The sequence below is a fragment of the Winogradskyella sp. PE311 genome (genome assembly GCF_046545555.1).
Lineage (GTDB): Bacteria > Bacteroidota > Bacteroidia > Flavobacteriales > Flavobacteriaceae > Winogradskyella.
Map to the genome: position 1 here is coordinate 148,667 of NZ_JBHZTH010000005.1, position 24,011 is coordinate 172,677.

Annotated in this window: 17 protein-coding genes; 4 read left to right on the plus strand and 13 right to left on the minus strand. The window is 33.4% G+C overall.

Features of this window, described 5'->3' with window-relative positions; genetic code table 11:
- Both fabD and lspA read left to right on the plus strand, forming a co-directional pair.
- Positions 1-894 (plus strand): ACP S-malonyltransferase, encoded by an 894-nt coding sequence (fabD, locus tag ACFWU4_RS14645; protein WP_411129202.1) that lies wholly within the window; start codon positions 1-3, stop codon positions 892-894.
- Positions 895-911: 17 nt separating this feature from the next.
- Positions 912-1,406 (plus strand): signal peptidase II, encoded by a 495-nt coding sequence (gene lspA / locus ACFWU4_RS14650; protein ID WP_411129204.1) that lies wholly within the window; start codon positions 912-914, stop codon positions 1,404-1,406.
- An 8-nt stretch (positions 1,407-1,414) separates the two neighbouring features.
- Here the strand turns inward: lspA and ACFWU4_RS14655 are convergent, their stop codons facing one another.
- From ACFWU4_RS14655 to ACFWU4_RS14665, 3 genes are read right to left on the minus strand one after another with little or no spacing between them, the layout of a single operon-like run.
- Positions 1,415-2,692 (minus strand): amidohydrolase family protein, encoded by a 1,278-nt coding sequence (locus ACFWU4_RS14655; protein WP_411129206.1) that lies wholly within the window; start codon positions 2,690-2,692, stop codon positions 1,415-1,417.
- A gap of 8 nt (positions 2,693-2,700) precedes the next feature.
- Positions 2,701-3,720: a UDP-glucose 4-epimerase GalE gene (galE, locus tag ACFWU4_RS14660; protein WP_411129208.1), complete on the minus strand. Its 1,020-nt coding sequence runs from the start codon at positions 3,718-3,720 to the stop codon at positions 2,701-2,703.
- Between the two features lie 4 nt (positions 3,721-3,724).
- Positions 3,725-4,885 carry a DegT/DnrJ/EryC1/StrS family aminotransferase gene (locus ACFWU4_RS14665; protein WP_411129210.1) on the minus strand — a complete coding sequence of 387 codons (1,161 nt, stop codon included), beginning with the start codon at positions 4,883-4,885 and terminating at the stop codon, positions 3,725-3,727.
- A gap of 123 nt (positions 4,886-5,008) precedes the next feature.
- Between ACFWU4_RS14665 and ACFWU4_RS14670 the strand changes: the two genes are divergently transcribed.
- Positions 5,009-6,244 (plus strand): 3-deoxy-D-manno-octulosonic acid transferase, encoded by a 1,236-nt coding sequence (locus ACFWU4_RS14670; protein WP_411129212.1) that lies wholly within the window; start codon positions 5,009-5,011, stop codon positions 6,242-6,244.
- 97 nt (positions 6,245-6,341) lie between these two features.
- Positions 6,342-6,755 carry a hypothetical protein gene (locus tag ACFWU4_RS14675; RefSeq protein ID WP_411129214.1) on the plus strand — a complete coding sequence of 138 codons (414 nt, stop codon included), beginning with the start codon at positions 6,342-6,344 and terminating at the stop codon, positions 6,753-6,755.
- Positions 6,756-6,793: 38 nt separating this feature from the next.
- On the opposite strand, the gene ACFWU4_RS14680 is transcribed toward ACFWU4_RS14675, so the two are convergent.
- From ACFWU4_RS14680 to ACFWU4_RS14725, 10 genes are all read right to left on the minus strand, one after another.
- Entirely contained in the window at positions 6,794-7,813 is a 1,020-nt protein-coding gene (locus tag ACFWU4_RS14680) for a LacI family DNA-binding transcriptional regulator (RefSeq protein WP_411129216.1), read from the minus strand.
- A gap of 5 nt (positions 7,814-7,818) precedes the next feature.
- Entirely contained in the window at positions 7,819-9,903 is a 2,085-nt protein-coding gene (locus ACFWU4_RS14685) for a thioredoxin domain-containing protein (RefSeq protein WP_411129218.1), read from the minus strand.
- A gap of 156 nt (positions 9,904-10,059) precedes the next feature.
- Positions 10,060-11,352, minus strand: a complete 1,293-nt coding sequence (locus ACFWU4_RS14690) for a T9SS type A sorting domain-containing protein (RefSeq protein WP_411129220.1) — start codon at positions 11,350-11,352, stop codon at positions 10,060-10,062.
- A 175-nt stretch (positions 11,353-11,527) separates the two neighbouring features.
- Positions 11,528-13,120 (minus strand): T9SS type A sorting domain-containing protein, encoded by a 1,593-nt coding sequence (locus tag ACFWU4_RS14695; protein ID WP_411129222.1) that lies wholly within the window; start codon positions 13,118-13,120, stop codon positions 11,528-11,530.
- 217 nt (positions 13,121-13,337) lie between these two features.
- Positions 13,338-16,637: a VCBS repeat-containing protein gene (locus ACFWU4_RS14700; protein WP_411129224.1), complete on the minus strand. Its 3,300-nt coding sequence runs from the start codon at positions 16,635-16,637 to the stop codon at positions 13,338-13,340.
- Between the two features lie 94 nt (positions 16,638-16,731).
- Positions 16,732-17,622, minus strand: coding sequence for a glycosyl hydrolase family 17 protein (locus ACFWU4_RS14705; protein ID WP_411129226.1), 891 nt, complete (start codon positions 17,620-17,622; stop codon positions 16,732-16,734).
- A gap of 22 nt (positions 17,623-17,644) precedes the next feature.
- Positions 17,645-19,984 carry an MFS transporter gene (locus ACFWU4_RS14710; protein WP_411129228.1) on the minus strand — a complete coding sequence of 780 codons (2,340 nt, stop codon included), beginning with the start codon at positions 19,982-19,984 and terminating at the stop codon, positions 17,645-17,647.
- 38 nt (positions 19,985-20,022) lie between these two features.
- Positions 20,023-21,468 carry a glycoside hydrolase family 30 protein gene (locus ACFWU4_RS14715; protein WP_411129230.1) on the minus strand — a complete coding sequence of 482 codons (1,446 nt, stop codon included), beginning with the start codon at positions 21,466-21,468 and terminating at the stop codon, positions 20,023-20,025.
- Between the two features lie 59 nt (positions 21,469-21,527).
- Complete coding sequence (locus ACFWU4_RS14720; RefSeq protein ID WP_411129232.1) at positions 21,528-22,820, minus strand: glycosyl hydrolase family 17 protein; 1,293 nt, start codon at positions 22,818-22,820, stop codon at positions 21,528-21,530.
- 22 nt (positions 22,821-22,842) lie between these two features.
- Positions 22,843-24,006: a glycosyl hydrolase family 17 protein gene (locus tag ACFWU4_RS14725; protein WP_411129234.1), complete on the minus strand. Its 1,164-nt coding sequence runs from the start codon at positions 24,004-24,006 to the stop codon at positions 22,843-22,845.
- Between the last annotated feature and the right edge of the window lie 5 nt (positions 24,007-24,011).

The following is a 24,011-nucleotide window of genomic DNA, read 5'->3' on the forward strand; positions in this document are numbered from 1 at the left end:
ATGAACGCATATATATTTCCAGGTCAAGGAGCTCAATTCTCAGGAATGGGATTAGATCTTTATGAAAACTCACCCTTAGCGCAAGAACTTTTTGAGAAGGCTAACGACATTCTAGGCTTTTCTATTACTGACGTTATGTTTGAAGGTTCTGCTGAAGATTTAAAAGAAACTAAAGTAACACAACCTGCTATTTTTTTACACTCAGTAATCTTAGCAAAGACTTTAGGAGATGCTTTTAAACCTGATATGGTTGCTGGTCACTCGCTTGGAGAATTCTCAGCGCTAGTTGCTGCAGGAGCTTTAACTTTTGAAGATGGTTTAAAACTAGTATCTCAACGCGCTCAAGCCATGCAAAAAGCTTGTGAATTACAACCAAGTACTATGGCTGCAGTTTTGGGTTTAGATGATGATGTAGTAGAAAAAATATGTGCCACAACAGAAGGTGTTGTTGTGGCGGCCAATTATAATTGTCCTGGACAATTAGTAATATCTGGAGAAATTGAAGCTATAAACAGAGCTTGTGAAGCTCTAAAGGAAGAAGGTGCAAGACGTGCTTTGGTATTACCTGTTGGTGGAGCATTTCACTCACCTCTTATGGAACCAGCTCGCGAAGAACTGGCAGCCGCAATAGAAAATACTACATTTAGTAAGCCTAAATATCCAATATATCAGAACGTAACAGCTTCTGCTATTAGCGATGAAAACGAAATAAAGGCAAATTTGATTTCCCAATTAACAGCTCCGGTCCGTTGGACGCAATCCGTTCAACAGATGATAAAAGACGGCGCGACACATTTCACAGAAGTTGGACCCGGAAAAGTTTTACAAGGTTTAGTCCGTAAAATTAATAGAGAAGCAGCTACAGCATCAGCATCTTTTGAAACTAACGCTTAATTATATTCCTTAATATTTTGAATAGAAATTTATTTATCACACTGTTAATCGTCTTCAATATTGCTATTGATCAAATCACCAAAGTAATTGTACGAAGTAATATGATTAAAGGAAGTTCTGGTCAAATCGACATTATTCAAGATTATTTTCAGCTCATTTGGGTCGAAAATAAGGGTGCGTTTTTAGGTATGGGTAGCGATATGAATCCGACCCTAAAGCTAATATTTCTTCTAGCATTACCAACCTTAGTTCTAGGTTATGTTATCTATTACATCATAAAAACAAAAGAATTAGATCGCTTAAGTCTTATTGCATTTTGCTTCATTATAGGTGGTGGAATTGCAAATGTATTCGATCGTATTGCTTATGGACAGGTAACTGATTTCTTTTTTATTAAAATCACTGAAACTATAAAAACTGGTATTTTTAATGTTGCAGACCTTTCAGTAACTACAGGTATGATTATGCTATTATTAGCAGGAATCTCTTCTAAAAAGAAAAAACAGATTTAGAGAATTTACTATCTTTTATAAATAACCCCATTTTTCATAACAAATACCACATTCTCCATTGTAGAAATGTTCTCTGTAGGATCTTCATCTACAGCAATGATATCGGCAAAAAATCCTTCTTTAATTTGACCTAGTTGATTTTCCATTTTTAGAATCATGGCATTGATTATAGTTGCACTTTGTATGGTTTCCATAGCTGGCATACCAGCTTCAACCATGTAACCAAATTCTTTACCATTATCACCATGATAAAACACAGCAGCATCAGTTCCGAAGGCTATTCCTACTCCAGCCGTATAAGCTCTACCAAACATATCTTGAATTTTTGGACCAATATCTAAAGCCTTCGGCACTATAATATCTGGATAATATCCTTTTATTTTCGCTTTATCAGAAACAAATTTACCTGCACTAATTGTTGGCACTAAGTACACATCGTACTTTTTCATAAGTTCCATAGTCTCAGAACTCATTAATGTACCGTGTTCAATTGTTTTAACACCACCTAATATTGCGCGTTGCATGCCTTCATCTCCATGTGCATGAGCAGCTACATGGAATCCATAATCTTTTGCAGTCTCACAAATCGCTTTAATTTCGTCTAATGTAAACTGAGGATTCTGACCACTTTTCGCAACACTCAATACACCTCCCGTAGCAGTGATTTTTATTAAATCGGCCCCATTTTTATACCGCTGCCTAACAGCTTTTTTCGCATCTTCTATACCATTTACAACACCTTCCTTTGGACCAGGATTTCCCATTAGGGCTCTCTTTGCACCATTGGTTGGATCAGCATGACCACCTGTAGTTGCCAAGGCTTTTTCTGCAGTGAAAATTCTTGGACCATCAATTTTCCCAGTATTAATAGCATTTCTAAGAGCAACATTAACACCTGAACCACCTAAATCTCTCACAGTAGTAAAACCGCTCATTAATGTTATCTCAGCATATTTTACAGAACCAAAAGCAACATCAGCATCATTTTGTGTGTAAGCTTGCAAGTATTTTTTAGGATTAGTCTCGTGCTCTATATGAACATGCATATCTATGAGACCAGGCATAACAGTTTTATTCTTTAAATCAACAACTATATCTACAGAATTTTTTGGTGTTATAAAGCCTTCCGTAACCGAAATTATCTTATTCCCAGAAACTACAATAGTTTTATCTTTAAGTACTTTACCTGACTTAGTATCTATTAATTTACCACAATGTATATAGGTGTTTTGAGCGCTAATCGCAACCGTAAAAAACAACAACAAAATTCTTAATAAAGCTTTCATATTATATCTTATTTTTTTCTAACTTTTTGTTCCCATTTCCAAGCAGACGTCATGGCATCATCGAGTGTTAATTTTGTTTCCCAACCTAATACATTCTTCGCTTTTGAAGTTTCTGCATAAGCAGAAATAACATCTCCTTCTCTCTTGTTAACCACTCGATATTTTAATTTCTCGCCTGAAACCTTATCAAAAGATTGAATAACTTCTAGTACAGAACTCCCTTTTCCTGTACCAAGATTAAACACTTCATAATTAGAGGTGTTTTTATTTTCTATTAAGCGTTGTACAGCAACGACATGGGCTTTTGCTAAATCCACAACATGTATATAATCTCTAACACAAGTGCCATCTGGTGTTGGGTAATCACCACCAAAAACCGAGAGTTGATCTCTCATACCCATTGCTGTCTGTGTAATAAATGGCACTAGATTTTGAGGTACTCCTAAAGGTAATTCTCCTATTTCTGCTGAAGGATGCGCTCCTATAGGATTAAAATATCTTAACGAGATACTATTAAGATTACTATTAACTTTACAAGTATCTCTAATAATCTCTTCACCCATTTGCTTAGTGTTTCCGTAAGGTGATTCTGCAGGTTTTACAGGAGCATTCTCCGTAATTGGCAATTCATCTGCTTGACCATAGACGGTGCATGAAGAACTAAAAATAAAATTCTGCTCTTTTAGTTGACACACTTCTTTAAGCACATAAACTAGAGTACTTATATTGTTTTCATAATATTTTAGCGGTTTCTGTACACTTTCACCAACAGCCTTACTCGCTGCAAAGTGAATAACACCACAAATATCATTATGGTTTTTAAAAAAATTATAAACGTCGTGTTTTTCTTTTAAATCTAAGTTTTCAAAATGAGGCTTTACTCCAGTTATTGCTGTGATACCATCCAAAACTTTATCTGAGGAATTACTTAGATCATCAATTATTACAACTTCAAATCCTTCATTTTGTAATTCTACAACTGTGTGAGAACCAATAAAACCTAAACCACCAGTAACTAAAATTTTCATGTAATTAAGAGTTTGTGTTTATAAAATCTAAAACTTTCGTTGTTATAAAATCTATCTGTTCATCATCTAATTCAGTATGCATTGGTAATGAAATTACAGATTTCACCAATTGATTGGTTACTGTAAAATCATCTTCATTATAACGTGAATCTTGGTATGCCTTCTGATTATGCAAAGGAATGGGGTAATAGACACCACAAGGAATATTATTACTTTGTAGATGTGCAACCAAACCATCTCTATCAACATCTTTTAAATTTAATGTGTATTGATGAAATACATGACAATCGCAAGTATCACAAATTCCTTCACAACGTGTTTTACCACTTGGTGTAACAATCTTAGGGTGGTTCTTAAAAGCCTCCGAATACTTTCTCGCAGTATTACGTCTCGTGTTATTATAAGTATCTAAATGCGGGAGTTTAGCATCTAAAACCGCAGCTTGAATTGAATCTAAACGCGAATTCACTCCAACGACATCATGATGATACCGTTTATACATGCCGTGATTTACAATACCTCTAATCGTGTGAGCTAAATCATCGTCATTGGTAAAAATAGCTCCACCATCACCATAACAACCTAAATTTTTAGAGGGAAAGAAAGATGTTGAAGCCACATGACCTATCGCACCTGTCTTTGCTTTTGAACCATCTTTATGAGTGTAATCTGAGCCTATACCTTGGGCATTATCTTCAATAACATATAAATTGTACTTTTTTGCTAAAGCCATTATAGCATCCATTTCTGCTGCTAGCCCAAATAAATGAACAGGCACTATCGCTTTAGTTTTTGGTGTTATTGCTTTTTCAATAGCATCTACATCAATATTAAAACTAATAGGATCAACATCTACTAGTACTGGTGTTAATTGCAATAAAGCAATAACTTCAACTGTAGCAGCAAACGTAAAATCTGCGGTAATTACCTCATCACCTGGTTTTAACCCTAAACCCATCATTGCAATTTGCAATGCATCTGTTCCATTGGCACAAGGAATAACGTGTTTTACACCTAAATAATCTTCAAGATTTTTCTGAAACTGATGTACTTTAGGACCATTTATAAATGCTGCACTATCCATTACTTCTTGAATCGAAGGATCTACAACATTTTTTATTTTAGCGTATTGACCTTGCAGATCAACCATTTGGATTTTTTTCATTCTGAAGAATATAAATTAAGTTGGTCATTTAAAAATAGACCTTAGCGAAAATACAAAATTGTAATCGCTATGCCAATGCATTTAATTGAAAGAACTGTATTTTAGCATAAATCTATATTAGTATTGAGACTTATCTATTCCATAGGAATTAACATTGCTAGTTGTGTTATTAAAGTATTTGCACTTTTTAACCCTAAACTAAAGTTGGGTGTATTAGGAAGAACTGAAACTTTTGCAAAGCTTAAAAAAGAGATAAAATCTAGTGATAAAACATTTTGGTTTCACTGTGCTTCTCTTGGTGAATACGAACAAGGTTTACCTGTTTTTGAAGCCTTAAAGGCTGAGCATCCTAACTATAAAATTATTTTGTCATTTTTCTCACCATCCGGTTATGAAGTTAGAAAAAACGCAAAAATTGCAGATACTGTTGTCTATCTTCCTCTTGATACAAAGTCGAATGCCAAACGTTTTTTGGATATTATTAATCCTGATTATATCATATTTGTGAAGTATGAAATTTGGCCTAATTATTTGCTAGAAATTAAAAAAAGAGAATTAAAAGCTATTTTGATTTCAGCAGTTTTTAGAAAAGACCAAAGTTTTTTTAAGTGGTATGGCGGCATGATGAAATCTTCTCTATTTGCTTTTAAACACATTTTTACACAAGATGAAAATTCAAAAACATTGCTTAATACAGTTGAATATACTGATGTAACTGTATCTGGTGATACGCGTTTTGATCGTGTCTACAACCAATTAAAACTTGATAATAAGGTGCCTTTTATCGAAAATTTTAAAGCGGATAAATTTTGTGTGATTTTTGGAAGCACATGGCCTGAAGATGATAAATTATTTATTGAATATATAAACAAAAGCCAAAATAAAGACGTAAAATTCATTATTGCACCACACAATATAAATGCAAATTACACAGCATCTCTCAAGTCTCAGTTATATTTAAAAACCATATGTTATTCTGAATTTAATAATCAAAACTTATCCGACTACAGTGTTTTTATTTTAGATACAATTGGTTATTTAAGTAAAGCTTATAATTATGGTGAGGTAGCATATGTTGGCGGAGCAGCTGGGACTACTGGTTTACATAATATTCTCGAACCAGCAGTTTTTGGAATACCCATACTTATAGGCAAGAATTACAATAAATTTCCTGAAGCTTACACTATGATTTCTAAAGGAGGGGTACAATCTATTTCGAACGCCGAATCTTTTAAAACACTATTAGACGTTTTTCATAATAATGTTACGCTCAGACAAAAGCAAGGTGACATTAATCGCAACTACATCATAGAAAATCGCGGTGCAGTAGTCCAAATCATAGATTATATCCGTATATAATCTGATTGTACTTCTAATTAAAGTTGAAATTATGTTAAAGTTTCTACGAAATTAGTATTTTAGTACATTAACTATAATTAACACTAAAACTATTAAAATGAAAAAAGTTGTAATGAGTTTAGCATTAGTTGCTGCTCTTGGATTATCATTTACTTCTTGTAGAGAAGCTAAAGAAAAAACTGAAGATGCTGTTGAAAAAGCAGCTGAGACTGCAGGTGATGCGGTTGAAGAGGCTGCCGATGCGGTAGAAGAGGCTGCAGGGGAAGCAGCTGACGCTGCTGGTGACGCTGTAGATAGCGTTAAAGATGCTGCAAGTGATGCAGTAGATGCTGCCGGTGATGCAGTAGATAGTGCTAAAGAAGGCGCTGAAGATATGGCAAATGATGCTAAGGATGCCGTTAACGATGCCGTTGATAGTGCAAAAGAAGCTGGTAGTGATGCAGTTGATAAAGCTAAAAAAGCGGGAACTGATGCAATGGACAAAGCTGCGGATAAAATTAAAGATAACTAACTATCTTTTCGTTGTAAATTTAAAAGGCCTGATTTTTATCAGGCTTTTTTTGTACTCAACTTTTTAGAAGACTCACCAAGTTTTAATTCACTTGGAACTACAATTGTTTGCAATTCATGATCTTTACTGTTCAATTTATTTATAAGCAATTTTGCAGACATCTCACCTATTTCATGAGCTTTTTGATGAATAATTGAAATCTTAGGACTTGATAATAAATTTGTGTGCTCATAACCAAAACCTATAATAGATATATCTCTAGGAATTTCTATGCCGAGTTTTTTTACCATATTAATAGCTACTATTCCTGTAATATGATCAATTGATATAATAGCATCTATCTCATTATTCTTCTTTAAATAATCATATATAGTACCATCTACATCTTCATCATTATCCAAACTTAAAATTGAACTTTTGAGATTATTTTCTGCTATTGCTTTTTCATAACCTTTAATTCTTAATTTACCTACACTTAATTCTTCAATATTACTTACCAAAAGAATATGCTCTCGTTTTTCTTTTTTTATCAAATATTCGGTAGTTTCATATACAGACTTAAAATCGTCAACAATTACCTTATCGCATATGATTTCATTAACAACCCTATCAAACATTAAAACAGGTATCTTATTAGCAATTGCAGCTTTTATATGATTTGTATCCCCTTGCACCTGACTTTCTCTAGCAACTGTTACAATAAAACCATCCACACTACCATTAGACAATAATTCTATGCTGCGTCTCTCTTTGTTTAGTGTTTCATTAGAAAGGCAAACAATTATATCGTAATCCTTATCTGTTGCTGCCATTTCTATACCATGCAAAACTTCAGCAAAAAATGGATTAGTAACTGTTGGTAATATAACACCTATAGTCTTAGTCTTATTCGTTTTAAGCTGCTGAGCGATGCGGTTTGGTTTATAATTTAGTTTCTCAGCTAATTCATTAACTCTTTTTTTTGTATTTGAGCTAATTTCGTGACTATCATTTAACGCTTTAGAAACGGTAGAAACTGAAATATTTAGAAGCTTAGCAAGCTCTTTTAGTGTTGTCATAATCTTTAATTATTTAATATCTGGCTTAAAGCTTTTTCCGTGGTATCTACAGGCAATTTGCAAGTACCATTAACACAAACATAAATAAGTGTTTCATCCGTATTGAACTTATTCTTTAATAGAGGTAAGTCACTTTCATAATTAGAACCAGACACTAATATATTTGGTATGTAAGAATCATACAACTCTTTTAATTTACTACTGGCTTCTTTACCTGAAATTGCAACTTCATAATACGGATTTGAATAATTTAAATATAAATTTAACCAATTTGAATATGCTGATGGTGATTTTCTCATTTCTTCATTAACATTACTCAGCATTTGTTTAGCCAATTCTGAATATTTCTTATCTGAATAATAGTGACCTAATTTAAATAAACAATCTGCCAAAACAGAATTTGATGACGGAATAACATTATCAAAAATTTCTATTTTCCTAGTAATTAGATCTTTCTGACTATCTGAAGTAAAATAAAACATACTATTGTTCTTGTTCAAAAAATGCTTAATTGAATAATCCATCAAATCTCTAGATAAAACTAGCCATTGCTCATCAAAAGTAACTTGATACAGCTCAATAAATGAGTTAATTGTTTGCGCATAATCTTCTGAGAAACCCTCTATACTACTTTTTTTATTTTTATAATTATGTAAAAGATTACCGTTAGAAGTTATTTGATTGTGTTTTATAAAATTGGCATTTACCAATGCTTTTTTTAGATAAGATTCCTCACCAAAAGCGCGATAAGCATCTATATAAGCTTTGAGCATTAAGGCATTCCACGATGTCAAGGCCTTATCGTCTTTCCTTGGTAATTTTCTATTATTTCTTGCTTCTTTCAATTTTTCTTTCCAACCACTAATTTTATTTCTTAATTGTACTATACTTAAATTATAACGCTCAGAAAACTCTATATCTGATTTTGTTTTATAAAGAACATAGTTGTCTTTTTCCCATTTACCTATTTCATTAACATTATAGTAGGATTCAAATAATTCTAAATCCGCACCTAACAAAGTCTCTAATTCTTCCTTTGTCCAAACATAATAAGCACCTTCTTCTAGTTCTCCATCTAACCTTTCGCTATCAGCATCTAAAGCCGAATAAAATGACCCATTATCAGCACTCATATCTGATTCTACGAAACTTAGAGTTTCTTGTACTATACGCTTAAGATTGTCTTCTTTATTTAGCTGATAGGCTTTAGAATATAGACTAACTAACTGAGCATTGTCATATAGCATTTTCTCAAAATGGGGAATATGCCATTTTTCGTCTACTGAATACCTAGAGAAACCACCTCCTATTTGGTCATAAATTCCACCATTAGCCATCATCTCTAAAGATTTAAACACATAGTCTTGTAAGGCAATGTCATTGGTTTGAAAACCATATCGAAGTAAAAGATTTAAAACACTTGGCATTGGAAATTTTGGTTCTCCTAATTTTCCACCATAATTATAATCTAGTGATTCTTTAATTTGGTTAATTGTAGTTTTAAGTGTTTTGGAGTCAAATTCTGTAGGAGTTGTTTTTACAGTTACTAAATTAGAATTTTTAATCCCTTCTGTTAACTGTTCTGCATAAGCAATTACTTTATCTGGATTAGTTTTGTAAAGATTAGACATGTCTTCTAAAATCTTAATCCATTGCGGTTTAGTAAAATACGTACCACCAAAAACAGGCCGTCCATCTGGTAAGGCTATACAATTAAGAGGCCAACCACCGCTGCCTGTCATTAGCTGTACAGCATTCATATAAATTTGATCAATATCTGGACGTTCTTCCCGATCTACTTTAATATTCACGAATTTCTCGTTCATTAATTTCGCAACAGAATCATTCTCAAAACTCTCTTCTTCCATAACATGGCACCAATGACATGCGGAGTAACCCACAGAAATAATAATAAGTTTATTATTATCTCTTGCTAATTGCAAAGCTTCATCATTCCATGCTTTCCAATCTACTGGATTATATGCATGTTGCAATAAATAAGGACTACTTTCATTTATTAAATCATTAGCTATCTCTTCACTTTTTTTGGTTATAGCATTATTACCCTTGCCTTGAGAACAACTAGTCAAAATGATTATAAAAAATATATAACAGCTTATTTTATTTATCATATGTATCTAATACTTTCTATAAAGTTAGAGTATTATTTAAGGAGTACTTATAAAAAAAGTGTGTTTATTAAATAAACACGCTTTTCTCTTATCAATATTGATTAAGCTATTAATTTATTGCTTTACTAATTTAATCGTTTGTGATCCATTGACACCTTCTATTTTCGCAAAATAAACACCTGCTCTTAATGACGATGCATTAACTACAAAATCATTTGAATTTGCCTCTAATACCATAACTTGTTTTCCTAAAATATCGTAAACAGCAATAGTATTTATCACAGAATTACCAGAAATATTCCAATCACCATTTGTTGGGTTTGGATATACACTAAAACTTTCAGCGTCAAATTTATTTACAGAAAGTAAGTTTTGAGTTAAAAGGATATTATCTATATATACTATTCCAGAGTTATCTACGCTATCGTTTAATGGGCTAAATTTCCACTGCCAAAATGCTGTATTTGCAAAACCTATATTTGTAAAATAAGACATCGGAATTTGAACTTTAGTCCAAGCTTCATTTACAACAGGTTCTTGAATACTGATTTGATATTTATGCTCTGTAATTCCGCCATTGTTGCTAATTAATACAAAATCAAAACCAACAACCGTAGGTCCTGCCCAATAGTCAAATGAAACAAAGTCATAAGAAGATACATCATCAGGTCCACCTTCACCTTGGCCCCAACCTGCAACACCAAAATTAAATTTAAGTGCTTTATTCTCTGTTGCTGAAGCGTCTAAATCTGGCTCACCAGAACGGGTACCAAAAGTATAAGCAACCGGAAAATTAGTTGAAAAACCTGGGTTATCATTATAGATACTATAAACTTCAGAATCCGGCGCGTTTGGCACAATTGCCGGACCAGAAGGCACTGGGTCTGGTGGAATAACTGCTCCGTTTGTTCCATTTATGTTATCAATATAATATGTGCCAGTTGCAGTGTTTCCCACTCCTGAATCTGCAAACAAGACTAAAATTGGATAATCACTAGCTAAACCTGCTCCAAAATCAATAGTTACGGTTTGCCAACCTGCAGCTGAAGTACTAAAGTATAGTTCCGTTGCTGTAGGCTGAGCTGACGCACCTTCTAACTTTAGGAGATGCGTTCTAGTTGTTGCGTCTGGCGTCCAAAACTCTAGAGTTATGGTATTATTATTGTCATCTGATAAATCAATATATGTCCCCATGTTAATTGATGCACCGTCAAAGTCATTACCATTACTGGTTAACTCTAAAACATTATTAGATGCATTTGTTGGATCTACAACAGTTTCAACAGTTGCTCCATTAAAAGCACTCCAGTTATCATCTTCTGGAACTTCAAAATCTAGAGGTAATTCTTGAGCTAAAATGCCTAATGGTAATAAAAAGGCAATTCCTAAAATAGTAATTTTTTTCATAATAGTTTATGTAGTTATTAATTCTTGATTAATCTATAATTCTGACATTTTATATTACCAACCAAAGGTCTTTACAATGATTTCTATTTAAAAAATTGAATATTGACAATGAAAAAAAGCGTGTTTATTTAATAAACACGCTTTTATTTAATCAATAATAATTAAGCTATTAATCTTATTGTTTAACTAATTTTATAGTCTGTGAACCATTTACTCCTTCAATTTTAGCAAAGTAAACACCAGTTCTTAGTGACGCTGCATTAATTGTAAAGTCATTTGAATTAGGTTCTAAAGCTAAAACTTGCTTCCCTAAAATATCATAGACAGCAATTGTATTAACAACAGAGTTTCCTGAGATGTTCCATTCACCATTTGTTGGGTTAGGGAATGCTTTAAAGGATGCCGTTTCAAAATCTTCAATATTTAATACAGTATTATTATGGAAATACATATTGTCAAAATATATGTTATCAAACAAAGCAGCAGATGCACCTGATGCTCCAAATACTAATTGGCTTAAGAATTCTCTATTGGTTCCAGGGTTTATTCCACCATTAAACTCACCAACATTAAATTGAGTAATCTCAATATCTAATGATAACCATTGACCGTCTGGTCCTGCAGGAGCAAATGTATGTATAGCGGCATTAGTCTCACCTGTTAAGTGACCAGCTGAATGGTTAGACCACTTCGGATTCATAACACCACCTGTTGGTGTGCCTTCAACCCAATAATCCATATGAAAATGAGTCATAGCTGAAGCATCTGCCTCAGAATCTAAATTGAAGCCCATAAAGTCACCTCCGTCAAAATCTATACCCCAATAGTCATCACCCATAATAGTACCTATCATAGCTGTTGAATTATTACCTGCAACACCAAATGTGTCTGGTGTAAGTGTTTTACCTCCAGCATAAGCACCACTAAAAATATTAACCACAGCTGTAGCTTCTCTATTAGGAGGGGTTGGAGCAGGAGTTGTAGGGGCTAGTGTAGCTTGTGCTACTGTAAATGAAACTGTATAGGTAGACATTGTTGTTCCATCAGATGCGGTAACCGCAACTGTTGCATCTCCGGGAAGACTAGGCGCTTGAGTTATCATAGTTGTTGCCATAGCTTCTGTTGTAGTAGCCGATACCGTAGGAGCTGTCATTGTTCCTGAAGGGAGCTCTACCGGATAACTTAATGTAGATGAACTAAAACCAGCAACCGTTGTACCATCTAATGCTAAATCACTTAAAGAAGCGTCAGTCGTAGGGTCTACAGTAGCTGCTGTTAGAGATACATTATCGATAAAAACAAAACCTACATTATCTCCCATATCAAAAATCACTCTACTACCAGAACCACCATTATTAGTATCAAAATTAGTAGTAATAGTATAAGTAAAAGTTTGAGGTGTATCTGTAATTGTCTCTATAGTTGGAGTAGTCCCAGCAAATGGTCCAGCTGCCTGACCTAAACTTACGTTTAATGGACGACTACCCGTTGCTGAATCTGTAAAAGCATCGAAAGATAACTCATAGGCTGTATTGTCTTGTAATGCGACAACTTGACTTAAATTAACTCTCCAAGCATCAGTCGTACCTGTAACATTCGCTTGAAACACAAAGTTACCACCTTGATCTACAATCTCTATTGGATTGTTTTCACCTCCAGTATACCAATCACCAGCTGCACCAGTTTGGAAATCACCGTTGGTTATTAATTCTTGTGAAAACCCGAAAGAGGCAACCAAAAGAAAAACAAAAAGTGTAATTTTTTTCATAATTTTTATTTATTTAGTTATTAAAATTTAGATGTACAATATGGCCAATTAATATTACAATTACTGTTAAACATACCTATACAAAAACCATACAATAAGATATTTTTAGTAATGCTAATTAAGTTTAAATACAATATAAGATATTGACTAACAGTTTTTTAAGTAGTTAAACAAAATCAATTAACATTTAAATCATATCCATACAAGCTTGATTTGACTATTTTTTAGTGAAAATTGATAAGCTCGAATTATTATTAGTTGTGATAAACAATTTTTTATTATTTACCGTTAATTCGCCTAAATCCCTACTATCGTGTGGTATATAAAAACCACTTTTAGTTGGTGCGAGAGGTGTAAACTCATTTTGTGCATCGCCTAATAGTATTGTTCCATATCCTGCATCATATCTCACTGTTTCTACTTCAACTCCAAAATGATTCCCAACACTTATAATATCTTTAAATCCATCATTGTTTATATCTATAACTAAAGCTGATTTAAGTGGCGCTGTTTGGACTGCATTTGGCAAAATCTTTTTTATCAAAGTGCCATTTTCATTTATCAAAATAATACTTTCAAAACTTTCGATTTCATAAATTACGGATTCTTCTATTTTCTCTTCTGGCAGGATATCTATTAATTTAGAGGAGGCAAAACTGTCATAGCTTTCAAATTTTTCTGCTACATAAGGCATTTGCTGACTAGTGCATTCTCGACCTCTAAGAGGTACATAATCATTTTTATAAAATTTCGCTAATACAATATCATTAGTCCCATTATTATCAAAATCATTAGCATAGACTTTAAATGGGTGCTCAACTGATGCCTTAAATTTATTATTCTTGCCAAGATTACCAATAATATAATCTTCGTCTCCATCATTATCTAAATCACTGGCAGTAATAGACCACCAAATACCTCGCGTACCTTTAACTCCGGCATGCTCTGACTGATCTTTAAAAACTCCATTATTATTAAATAATGTTTTTATTTCCATCCATTCCCCTACAACTATTAAATCATCATCACCATCCTTATCAATATCTGTAAATACTGCATCTGTAACCATACCAATATTTGTTAATGACGGCGCTCTTTCTGTTTCCGCTTTAATAAATCTACCACTCTTATTAATTAAAAAATAACTGTCCGCTGGATATGCATATTTACCTGAAATTAACCTTGTACCAACAAATAGGTCTAAATCTCCATCATTATCTATATCTGATACTTTAACACATTGTGAACTTTCGTAGATATTTGGAATCGCATTGTCATTTTTAACGAACTGGCCTTTACCATCATTAACATAGAGTCTGTCTTTTAACCTATAATCACCTACATTAAACTCACTACCACCGCTTGTTATAAATAAATCTTTATCCTTATCACCGTCAAAATCGAAGAATAGAGCTTCTAAATCCTCTGAATCTAAATCATTTTTCCAAGGTTGCGAGCTACTTTTTTCAAATTTTCCATTTTGTTTTTGAACATATAAAACGCCACTCTGCCCAGCTGCACCTCCTATAAAAATATCTTCTAATCCGTCGTTGTTAGTATCAGAAATCGCAGTAAATGGTCCATTTTGAGATACGTTGTGAGGCAATAATATTTCTTTTGTATACTCATCAAATTTACTTTCTTTATGAATATAGTCTATACCAATATCTGCTGTTTTTACTTCAGACAAAAGAGTTTCGTTTTGTGAATCAGCATACTTATATTTTCCTTTAGCTTTAGAATAATCGACTACGATTGACTGATTGGCTTCGATATTGTTTAAAGTATTAATTTTACCATCTGGCCAAATAATTTGTAATTCTTCAATTTCTTTTTCTTTCCCTAATCCAAAAAACAAACCTGGTTCTACTGACGAAAAATAACCTCTAGTGACAAAATTTTCTGCTAACTGCGTTTTCCCATTATTCTTTAAAATCACTTTAGTACCAAAACCTTTAGTATTATTTTCTGGGCCAGCCAACTCAATTTTGAGGAAATTTCCAGATGCATTATTCTTATAAACAAACGCATTGGCATCTATATTATTTACAACGACATCTAAATCACCATCATTATCTAAGTCTCCATAAGCCATACCATTGGAAAAGCTTGGTGTATCAAATCCCCAATCTTTGGAAACCTTTTCAAACTCTAAATTACCTTTATTTTTAAAAGCATAATTTGGTATTGCTTCAGATGGTGCTTCTTTGCTCAACCTAAAAAATTCATCCTTAGTTGTCTTAGTCGGGTCTAATTGGCTTAATACATTCCTGTAATCATTATTATCAACATCTTTTTTAACTCCGTTAGAAACTATAATATCTTTCCAACCATCATTATCTAAGTCAACTATTAAGCTTGCCCAACTCCAATCAGTACTAGATATACCTGCCAAGTTACCTATATCAGAAAAACTTCCTAACCCTGTATTAACCTGCAATGTATTTGTCATATATTGACGATGTCCACCTGCGTCAACCATTGCATGGAACACTTCACTACTCATAGATGCCATATTAGTTTTTGAGCGGTAATGATCTTCTGGCATCATGTCTGTAGTAATTAAATCTAATAGCCCGTCATTATTAATATCGCCAGTATCTGAACCCATACTTAATTGTGTAATATGCTTCAATTCTTCATTAATAACATTTGTAAATGTACCGTCTCCATTATTGAAATACATAAAATCTGGCATTACATAATCATTAGCTACATATAAGTCTATCCAACCATCATTATTTAAATCCGACGCATTAACACTTAAACCATAAGCCAACTGTCTTGATATACCAACTTCTCTTGACACATCTTTAAATCTACCATTATCATTTCTATATATGCGATCTAAAAAGTGTTTGTACTCATGTTTAGGTATTTCTTTTGACAACATCAATTTTTTATCTGGTGGTTGATTTAATTGATACATATCTAAATCACCATCATTATCCATATCAAAAAAAACTGCTTGAGTGGAAAAACCAATATCAGCTAGTCCATATGAAATTGCAGATTCCGTAAAAGTTAAATCTTGATTATTAATATAAAGCTGATTTCTGCGGTCTTCTTTTTTAAAAGAGTATCCGTTTCTACTAACGTATATATCTAAATAACCATCTCCATTGACGTCTGCCATAGTTACTCCCCATGTCCATCCAGAATTTCTTGCTACCTTAGATTTTTTAGTAATATTTTCAAACTGTAAATTTCCTTTATTAAGATATAATCGATCTGCAACTTGATTTCCCCCAAAAAACACTTCAGGTAGACCGTCATTATTTAGATCACCGATAGCCACACCTGAGCCCAAATAAAGCTGACTAAAATAATAATGATGTAAATCTTTTGAAACGCTTATAGAATTTTTAAAATCAATACCTGTTTCGTCCGAAGACAATAACTCGAACCCTCCAATTAATTCAGTTGGGTTTAGATCTCGTTTAGGACCATTATTACATGCAGAAAACATTGCACAAATTGCTAATACAATCAAAGCATTAATTCTAAGTTTAATCATGTTAATTCAAAATTATTCTAATTAAGTAAAGATAAGGAATTGAGAAATTTTTCTAAGTATTGGAGTTTGTATAAAGTGTTAAATAATACTAAACTTAATACTTTAGTTTTTCATTTTTATCCCAAATACCCCAAAACGCGCCAACATCTCCTTCTCCTCCTACTTTCCAAGATTCGTCAAAAGATGAAAAATAAAATATTTCAATATCCTCTTCTTGAGACCACTTTTGGGTATTGATAAAGTACTTAATAGCATTTTCTTCAGAAGGAAATGCACCTTGAAGATTAGTGCCTTCACTTGGCCATCCTGTTTCAGTAATTATAACTTTTTTACCGTTCCCTGCGCGTTTGGCCTTGTGATACATGTCCTTCATGTATAAAATCGAATAATCGAGATCACAACCTTCCCAAAAAGGATAACAGTTTGCTAAAATTACATCGCAAGCGTCTGTAATAGCTGGTCTATCATGAAACTCGTAATATGCATCTACATAACCAACCGGAATATCTAAATCCTTAATTGAAGCTTTTACATAAAATATTTTATCTAGAAGTTCTGCTTCATTTAAATCGCCTCTGTACATCACTTCATTACCAACCGCTGCGATATCCACAACACCTTGATGACACAAACTTATCAAACCTTCTAACTCTTTTTTATTTATATCTGGATCATCACCTAACCAAGCACCAACAAGAGTTTTCATTCCCATTTCCTTAGCTATTTTCGGAATTAATTCATTACCATCTGTACATGAAAAAGAACGAATCCAATTGGTATAAGGCTTCATTATCTCTAATCTTCGTCTTATTTGAGCTTCTGATAATTGGTCGCCTGGTTCTTGTCCTTCCTCATAAGGACTGGAGCATAAACCATGCATCCCAGATTTTAATGATTTTCTGAATAATTCTCTTAAATCATTAATAGACATACCTGCATAATCAATTGACGCAAGTGCTAAAAATTTTTCTCTTCTTAAAGACATATTTAATATTTTAGTCTAATTTCTAATTATATTTAAGTTTTTCATCTTTATCCCAAATTCCCCAGCGTGCACCTAAATCTCCTTCGTTATGCACTTTCCAAGACTCATCAAAAGAAGAAAAGTAAAACAATGGCACTTTTTCATCTATTGCCAAATTATTACTATTTATAAAATACTTCATAGCATTTTGTGATGATGGCTCAGCTTTACCAACCTTATCACCTTGGTCTGGCCAACCTGTTTCTGTTATAATTATAGGTTTTCCTTTAGAAACTACTTTTGTAACCGCAACCATTTCTTTTAAATATTCAGAGGCTTGTTCTACACTACTCCCTTCCCAAAATGGATAGCAATTAATTAATAAAACATCACAAGCCTCTATAAGTTTTGGTCGTTCTAAAAATTGATAATAAGCATCAACATAACTTACTTTAAGGTTTGGCATTGCTTGTTTAATTCGCTTTATATAATCTATAATATTTTGTTCAGTTTGCTCATTACGCATTAAAACTTCATTTCCTACTACAGCAATATCTACATAGCCCTCTTTAGCTAATTGAATTAAAGCGTTTATCTCTTTTTCGTTTTTGTCTTTGTCTTTTCCAATCCATGCCCCAACTATAGTTTTTAGACCTTCAGCATGTGCTGCTTTTGGAATATATTCATTACCATCTGTACAAGAAAAAGAACGTACCCACTTAGTGTATGGTGCAATAATTGCCATGCGTCGTTTTATTTGTTCTTGTGTTAATTGATCGCCAACGTTTTGGTCTTTTGCATAAGGACTAAAACATATACCATGTAATCCATTATTTAAGGTGGTAGAAAACATCGTTTTTATTTCTTTTTCGGTTTTTGAAGAAAAATCAACATCAGTTTTTAAACCAGAAGTAAAATTGAATTTACCTAAGGATAATAATTTATCCGTTTGGTAATAAGAAGTTAGATTATTTGGTGATTTTTTTCGTGCATCTAATTCTTCTCTTACTTTACCTGCACTTTCTTCTGTGACTTTATAGTTACGCATCACAAGCATTGCAATGACTGTACCTACTATGGGAATTCCTGAAAAAGACAAACGTAATCCATCAATTGCTCCTTCAGGTTGTACGGTTGCACCAGAATCAAAACCTACTGAACTTAAAATAACACCACTCAAACCTCCAGCAATGGCGAAACCAAATTTAACTACAAACCAATAAATAGCTCCAAAGGTACCTTCTCTTCTGAGTCCTGAAGTAAGCTCATCTAAATCAATTACATCGGCGGTCATGGACATCATTAAAACAAATAAACTTCCAATTCCAAAGGAGAAAAACGGTAATGCAATAATAAATAGGTAAGGTTTTCCTGGTACAAAAAGAAACCATAGCATAAGATATCCAAAAATCGAAATGGCCTGTGAAATAAGGAAGGCCTTCTTTTTTCCCATTGATTTGGACATTTTAGTAACAATAGGTATAACCATAAAAGTAGTTCCAAGCGCACCTAAGCATCCAAAAAGTGTTGGCCATATTCCTGCAGCACCCGCATCACCATCAAAAAGATGATACACAATAATAAAGAAAGAGAACGAAGCTATGGTCATAAAGGCATTATAGACCAAAAAGGTTGCAATACATAATTGTCTGAATGGCTTTATTTTAAAAGCACTTTTAAAACCTGAACCTATTTCTTTAAGGCTAGCACCAATGTATTTTAATTTGAGTGGAGAATAATCTTCATTTAATGTAGATTTACTTTTAATAAAAATACCTGGAATGATTGCACAAATTGCAGAAAAAGCCCCTACCCAAATAGCTAAAGTTCGAGTTGCTACTTCTGCCGACTCAAACCATTCTGGATCATACATAATTACCCAAAACCAAGGCGCTATTACCCATGCCCATTGCCCAATCCATTGAGCAGTTGCCATAATATCGGTGCGTTCATGAAAATCTTCACTCATTTCGTAACCCATAGCTACATAAGGAACACTATAAATGGTAATCCCCAAGTAAAATATAATTGACCAAATCATGAAGTAAGTGAAATTATAATCAACTCCAGCATCTTTATAAAGTTGCCACATTGCAATGAATGAAATAAAAAGAATTATACCTCCGAGAATTACGTAAGGCTTTCGTCTTCCCCATCTTGATTTAGTATTATCTGAAATATAGCCCATAATTGGGTCTGTAACAAAGTCAAAAAGTCTTGGGAATAAATATATCACACCCCACATCCATCCTGGAAAGCCTAAATCCTGAACCAAGACCACCATAAATATTCCTAATGCGGCAGGAAACATTTGATTAGCAAGCATACCTATACCAAAGGCTACTTTCTGTCCAAATGGTACTTTTTTAGTAATTGTTGACATAATCATTTAGTTTTAGTTAGTTAGTTTATTATTAAAAGTTATGTAAGCGGAATCATAATAGTTTGTATAGCTTGCTCATCAATTTTAATATCAATTAATTTATCGTTTAAGATCAGAGTAAAATTCTTTGCAATTTTACCTTCATTGAAAACAACTACTGCAATTGTACCATCAGGATTTTGAGCTGCAGTGACCATTAAATCATCATCTGTTTTATCTACTCCAATCACTTCCGCACCAGGCCGTATATATTTACTAAAATGAGACATGGTATAATATAGTGGTGTTAGATATACCTCATCAGCATCTGGATCTACAATTATTGGCGCCACACACCAATTTTCAAACCAGTTTGGGCCTCCTTGTTTATCAAGTACCATATTCCAATCTACCCATCCATCTACCCAATTATTAAGACAGCCAATAATATCTCTTGCATATCTGTTTACTGGCGCATATTTAGGATGATAAGGCTTATCCTTTTCTGGTGCCCAATCCCAACCCCAATCTGTTGCTTCTTTTTGCCAGTACCAATTATCGTCTTGCCACTTTGGGATTTCTGAATCAACACAAGCTTCTGATTGTATTAAATACTTGTTAGGTGCTTTGTTATGAGCATATTGTAATTCCTCTGGAAAATAATCGTAGGTACTTGCATACCAATGAATAGCCGTTCCATCAAAGTATTTAGACGTGGCTTCATTTCTATATTGAGAATCTACCCATTCTTTAAGATGTTCTCTATTTTGATCGTATCCTAAAATTTTGGCATTATGGCCATCAGCTTCCAGTTTTGGACCTAAATGATTCTGTACAAAATTTGTCATTTCATCTGGTGTGTAATGCATGCTTTCCCAGTTATTACCGTTTCCTAAAGGTTCATTCTCAACAGTAAATCCCCAAATATCAATGCCTTCAGCTTTGTAAGCATTAATATATTTAGAGAAAAATAACGCCCAAGTATCATAATATTCTGGTAATAATTTACCGCCAACCCAGTCGTTATTATCTTTCATCCAAGGCGCAGCTGTCCACGGAGAAGATAATATCTTAAAACCATCCTTTGATACTCCCATAGCATCCTTTATCATAGGAATAATATCGTCTTTATCTTCTTTTATAGAGAAGTGCTTTAATTCTTTATCACTTTCAACTGGTGTATACGAATACTGACTTATTGAAAAATCACAAGAATTCATATGTGTTCTTGTTAAAGAATATTTAGCACCACTTTCACCGAAATAGGCTTCTATAACTTTTGCTCTATTCTCTTTACCTAATTTATTTAATAAAGATGCTGAAGACTCTGTAAAAGACCCTCCAAAACCTGTAATAGTTTGGTATTTTACTTGGGGTTGTAATTTCACAGTGCTGCTAGCTGAATCTATCGATGTAAAGTCATCTAGCTTAGTAAGCTTATTTCCACTCGCAGATGTTTCGTAAACCTCTGCTTCTAATTGTTTTGGTTTTTCAGTACAACTCATTATTATTAAAACTAAAAAAACGGAAAAAAAATATTGAATTGGTTTCATCGTTTGTTGTATTAATTATGATTCTTTTCAGAGATTTCTTTACTCGTAGGTGGCACTAATACGTCCTTCATCATCATATTCTTATCACCATTATAAGTTTTAATTATTGCATTTCCGTTTCTAGTCAATCCATCAAAGACACCTTTATCTACCTTATCCCATAAAGCATATTTTGCTTGTCCATTAACGGTAAACAAACCAAAGTGATTTTCTGAACCTTGAGGATTTGCAGCATCTTTCCAAGGCTCATCAAAACCTTCAAAATAGAAGCAAGAAATGTTATTTGTATTTGTCCAATCTCTAATTAAGTTATGAAACTGTGCCTCTTTATATTCATCTGTAGATTTTGAACCTTCAGGACCATAAAAACTATTCGATACTGTTGCCCAACCTGTTTCACCAATATGAATTGGTTTATCCACTCCTAGATTTTTCATGTAAGTAGATACACTATTAAACTGTGTTTTAGAGTACTCTAAAGAGCGTAGCATCGCTGCATCGATCTTTTCTATATCTGATAAATTAGCTTCACGCTCTGGGACTCCCCAAAACGTAGGATTATAATGGGTATCGTGCATTGGGTAGGTATGCATAGATATAAAGTCAACCGCTTTAATTAATTTATTTAAATCCTCGACATGATATTCTTCTCCACCACCTCCCCAAGACGCAAAGTTATCTGAACTTGTTACCCATAAATCTTTAGGCAACTTATTTGTTTTCTTTAATTCTTGTAAATGGCTAACCCATTTTAAAATTATTCCTGGCTGCACATAATATAAAGCTTGCCATTTTACCATAGCTTCATTACCAACAGCAATTACTTTAACAATATCTGGGTACTGGTTAGCTAAAGCTACTGCTCTTGCAATTTCTGTACTATTAGCTTCACTTTCTTCGTCGTGATTTGGTGATAAATCTGTAAATGCATTTTTGCAATTTATCCATGCACCTAACATTACATACATCTCAAAGCTAGGGTCTTCTTTTTTTAATTCCGTTATTGCTTTTAACACATTTGAAGCATGTGGTAAGTGTACTTTATAAGTACGCAGCACTTTAATGCCAATGGCAGACAATAGCAACATGTCTTCTTTTAGTTCTTCAATCGTTGGTTCTACATCGTGATTTACATTTCTATAACCACCATAAGACATGGCTAAATACTCTGGATTACCTAAAATTTCTTTTGCAGTTAATTCACTAGATGTTTCCACTTCGTTTTGTGACTTTGATTTTTCATTGCAAGACCATAAAAAAACTAAACTCATTGTAATTATAAAAACAGTATGCTTTAATTTCATGATCTTTATTGTATTAATAGTCTTATCGTTTTGTTGGCGGTACTAAAACATGTGGCATTAATTCTTCCTTATTACCGTTATAGGTTTTTGTTATCGGATTTCCATTTCTAGTTAATCCTTCAAAAATGCCTTTGTCTACCAAATTCCATATCGGATATTTAGCTTCTCCATTTATTTTGAAAAGTCCAAAATGATTTTCTGAACCGCTTGGATTGTGTTGGTCTTTCCACTGTTCATTAAAAGCTTCAAAATAAAAACATGATATTCCTGCTCTGTTCGTCCAATTACGCATGAGTTTATAGAATAAGCCCTGTTTATATTCATCTGTCGCTTTAGACCCATTCTTACCATAAAACCCATTTGACACACTTGCCCATCCTGTCTCACCGATATGAATTGGCTTATCTATTCCTAAACTCTTCATGTAATTTTCTACACCCTTAAATTGCTCTTGAGAAAATCTAAGAGCGCGCTCCATTGCCATTTCAATCTTGGTTGCACTCGGCGCACCTTTATGTGCTTTTGGTACATCCCAAAATTCTGGATTATAATGTGTATTATGATATGGGTAGCTATGCATAGAAATATAATCTACCGCTTCTATTAAATTTTCTAAATCTTTACAATGATAGGTCTCTTCGCCACCACCCCAAGATGCAAAATCGTCAGAGCTTGTTATCCAAAGGTCTTTAGGTAATTGGTTATTCTTCTTTAGATCTTGTAAATAATTAACCCATTTTAAAATAATATTTGGTTGCACATAGTAACTTGTTGCCCACTTTACCATAGCTTCATTTCCTACCGCAAGTACTTTTACAATATCTGGATACGCATTCGCTAAGGCTACTGCTCTAGATATTTCAGCGTCATTATCCGGACTTTCCACATTGTGATTAGGCATTTTTTCCGTCCATGCATTTAGGCAATCTATCCAAGCCCCAAGCATTACGTACATCTCAAAATTTGAGTCTTCCTTTCCTAATTCTGTGATCGCTTTTAATATATTTGATGCTTGCTCTAGTTGTACATTATAAGTTCTTAAAAATTTAATACCCATGGCGTATAAAATTTTAAGATCATCTTTTATTTCAGGTATAGTAGGCTGAACATCTCGTGTCTTAGCTCTATATCCTCCGTACGATATGGCCAAGTATTCCGAATTTCCTAATATATCTTTAGCAGTCATTTATT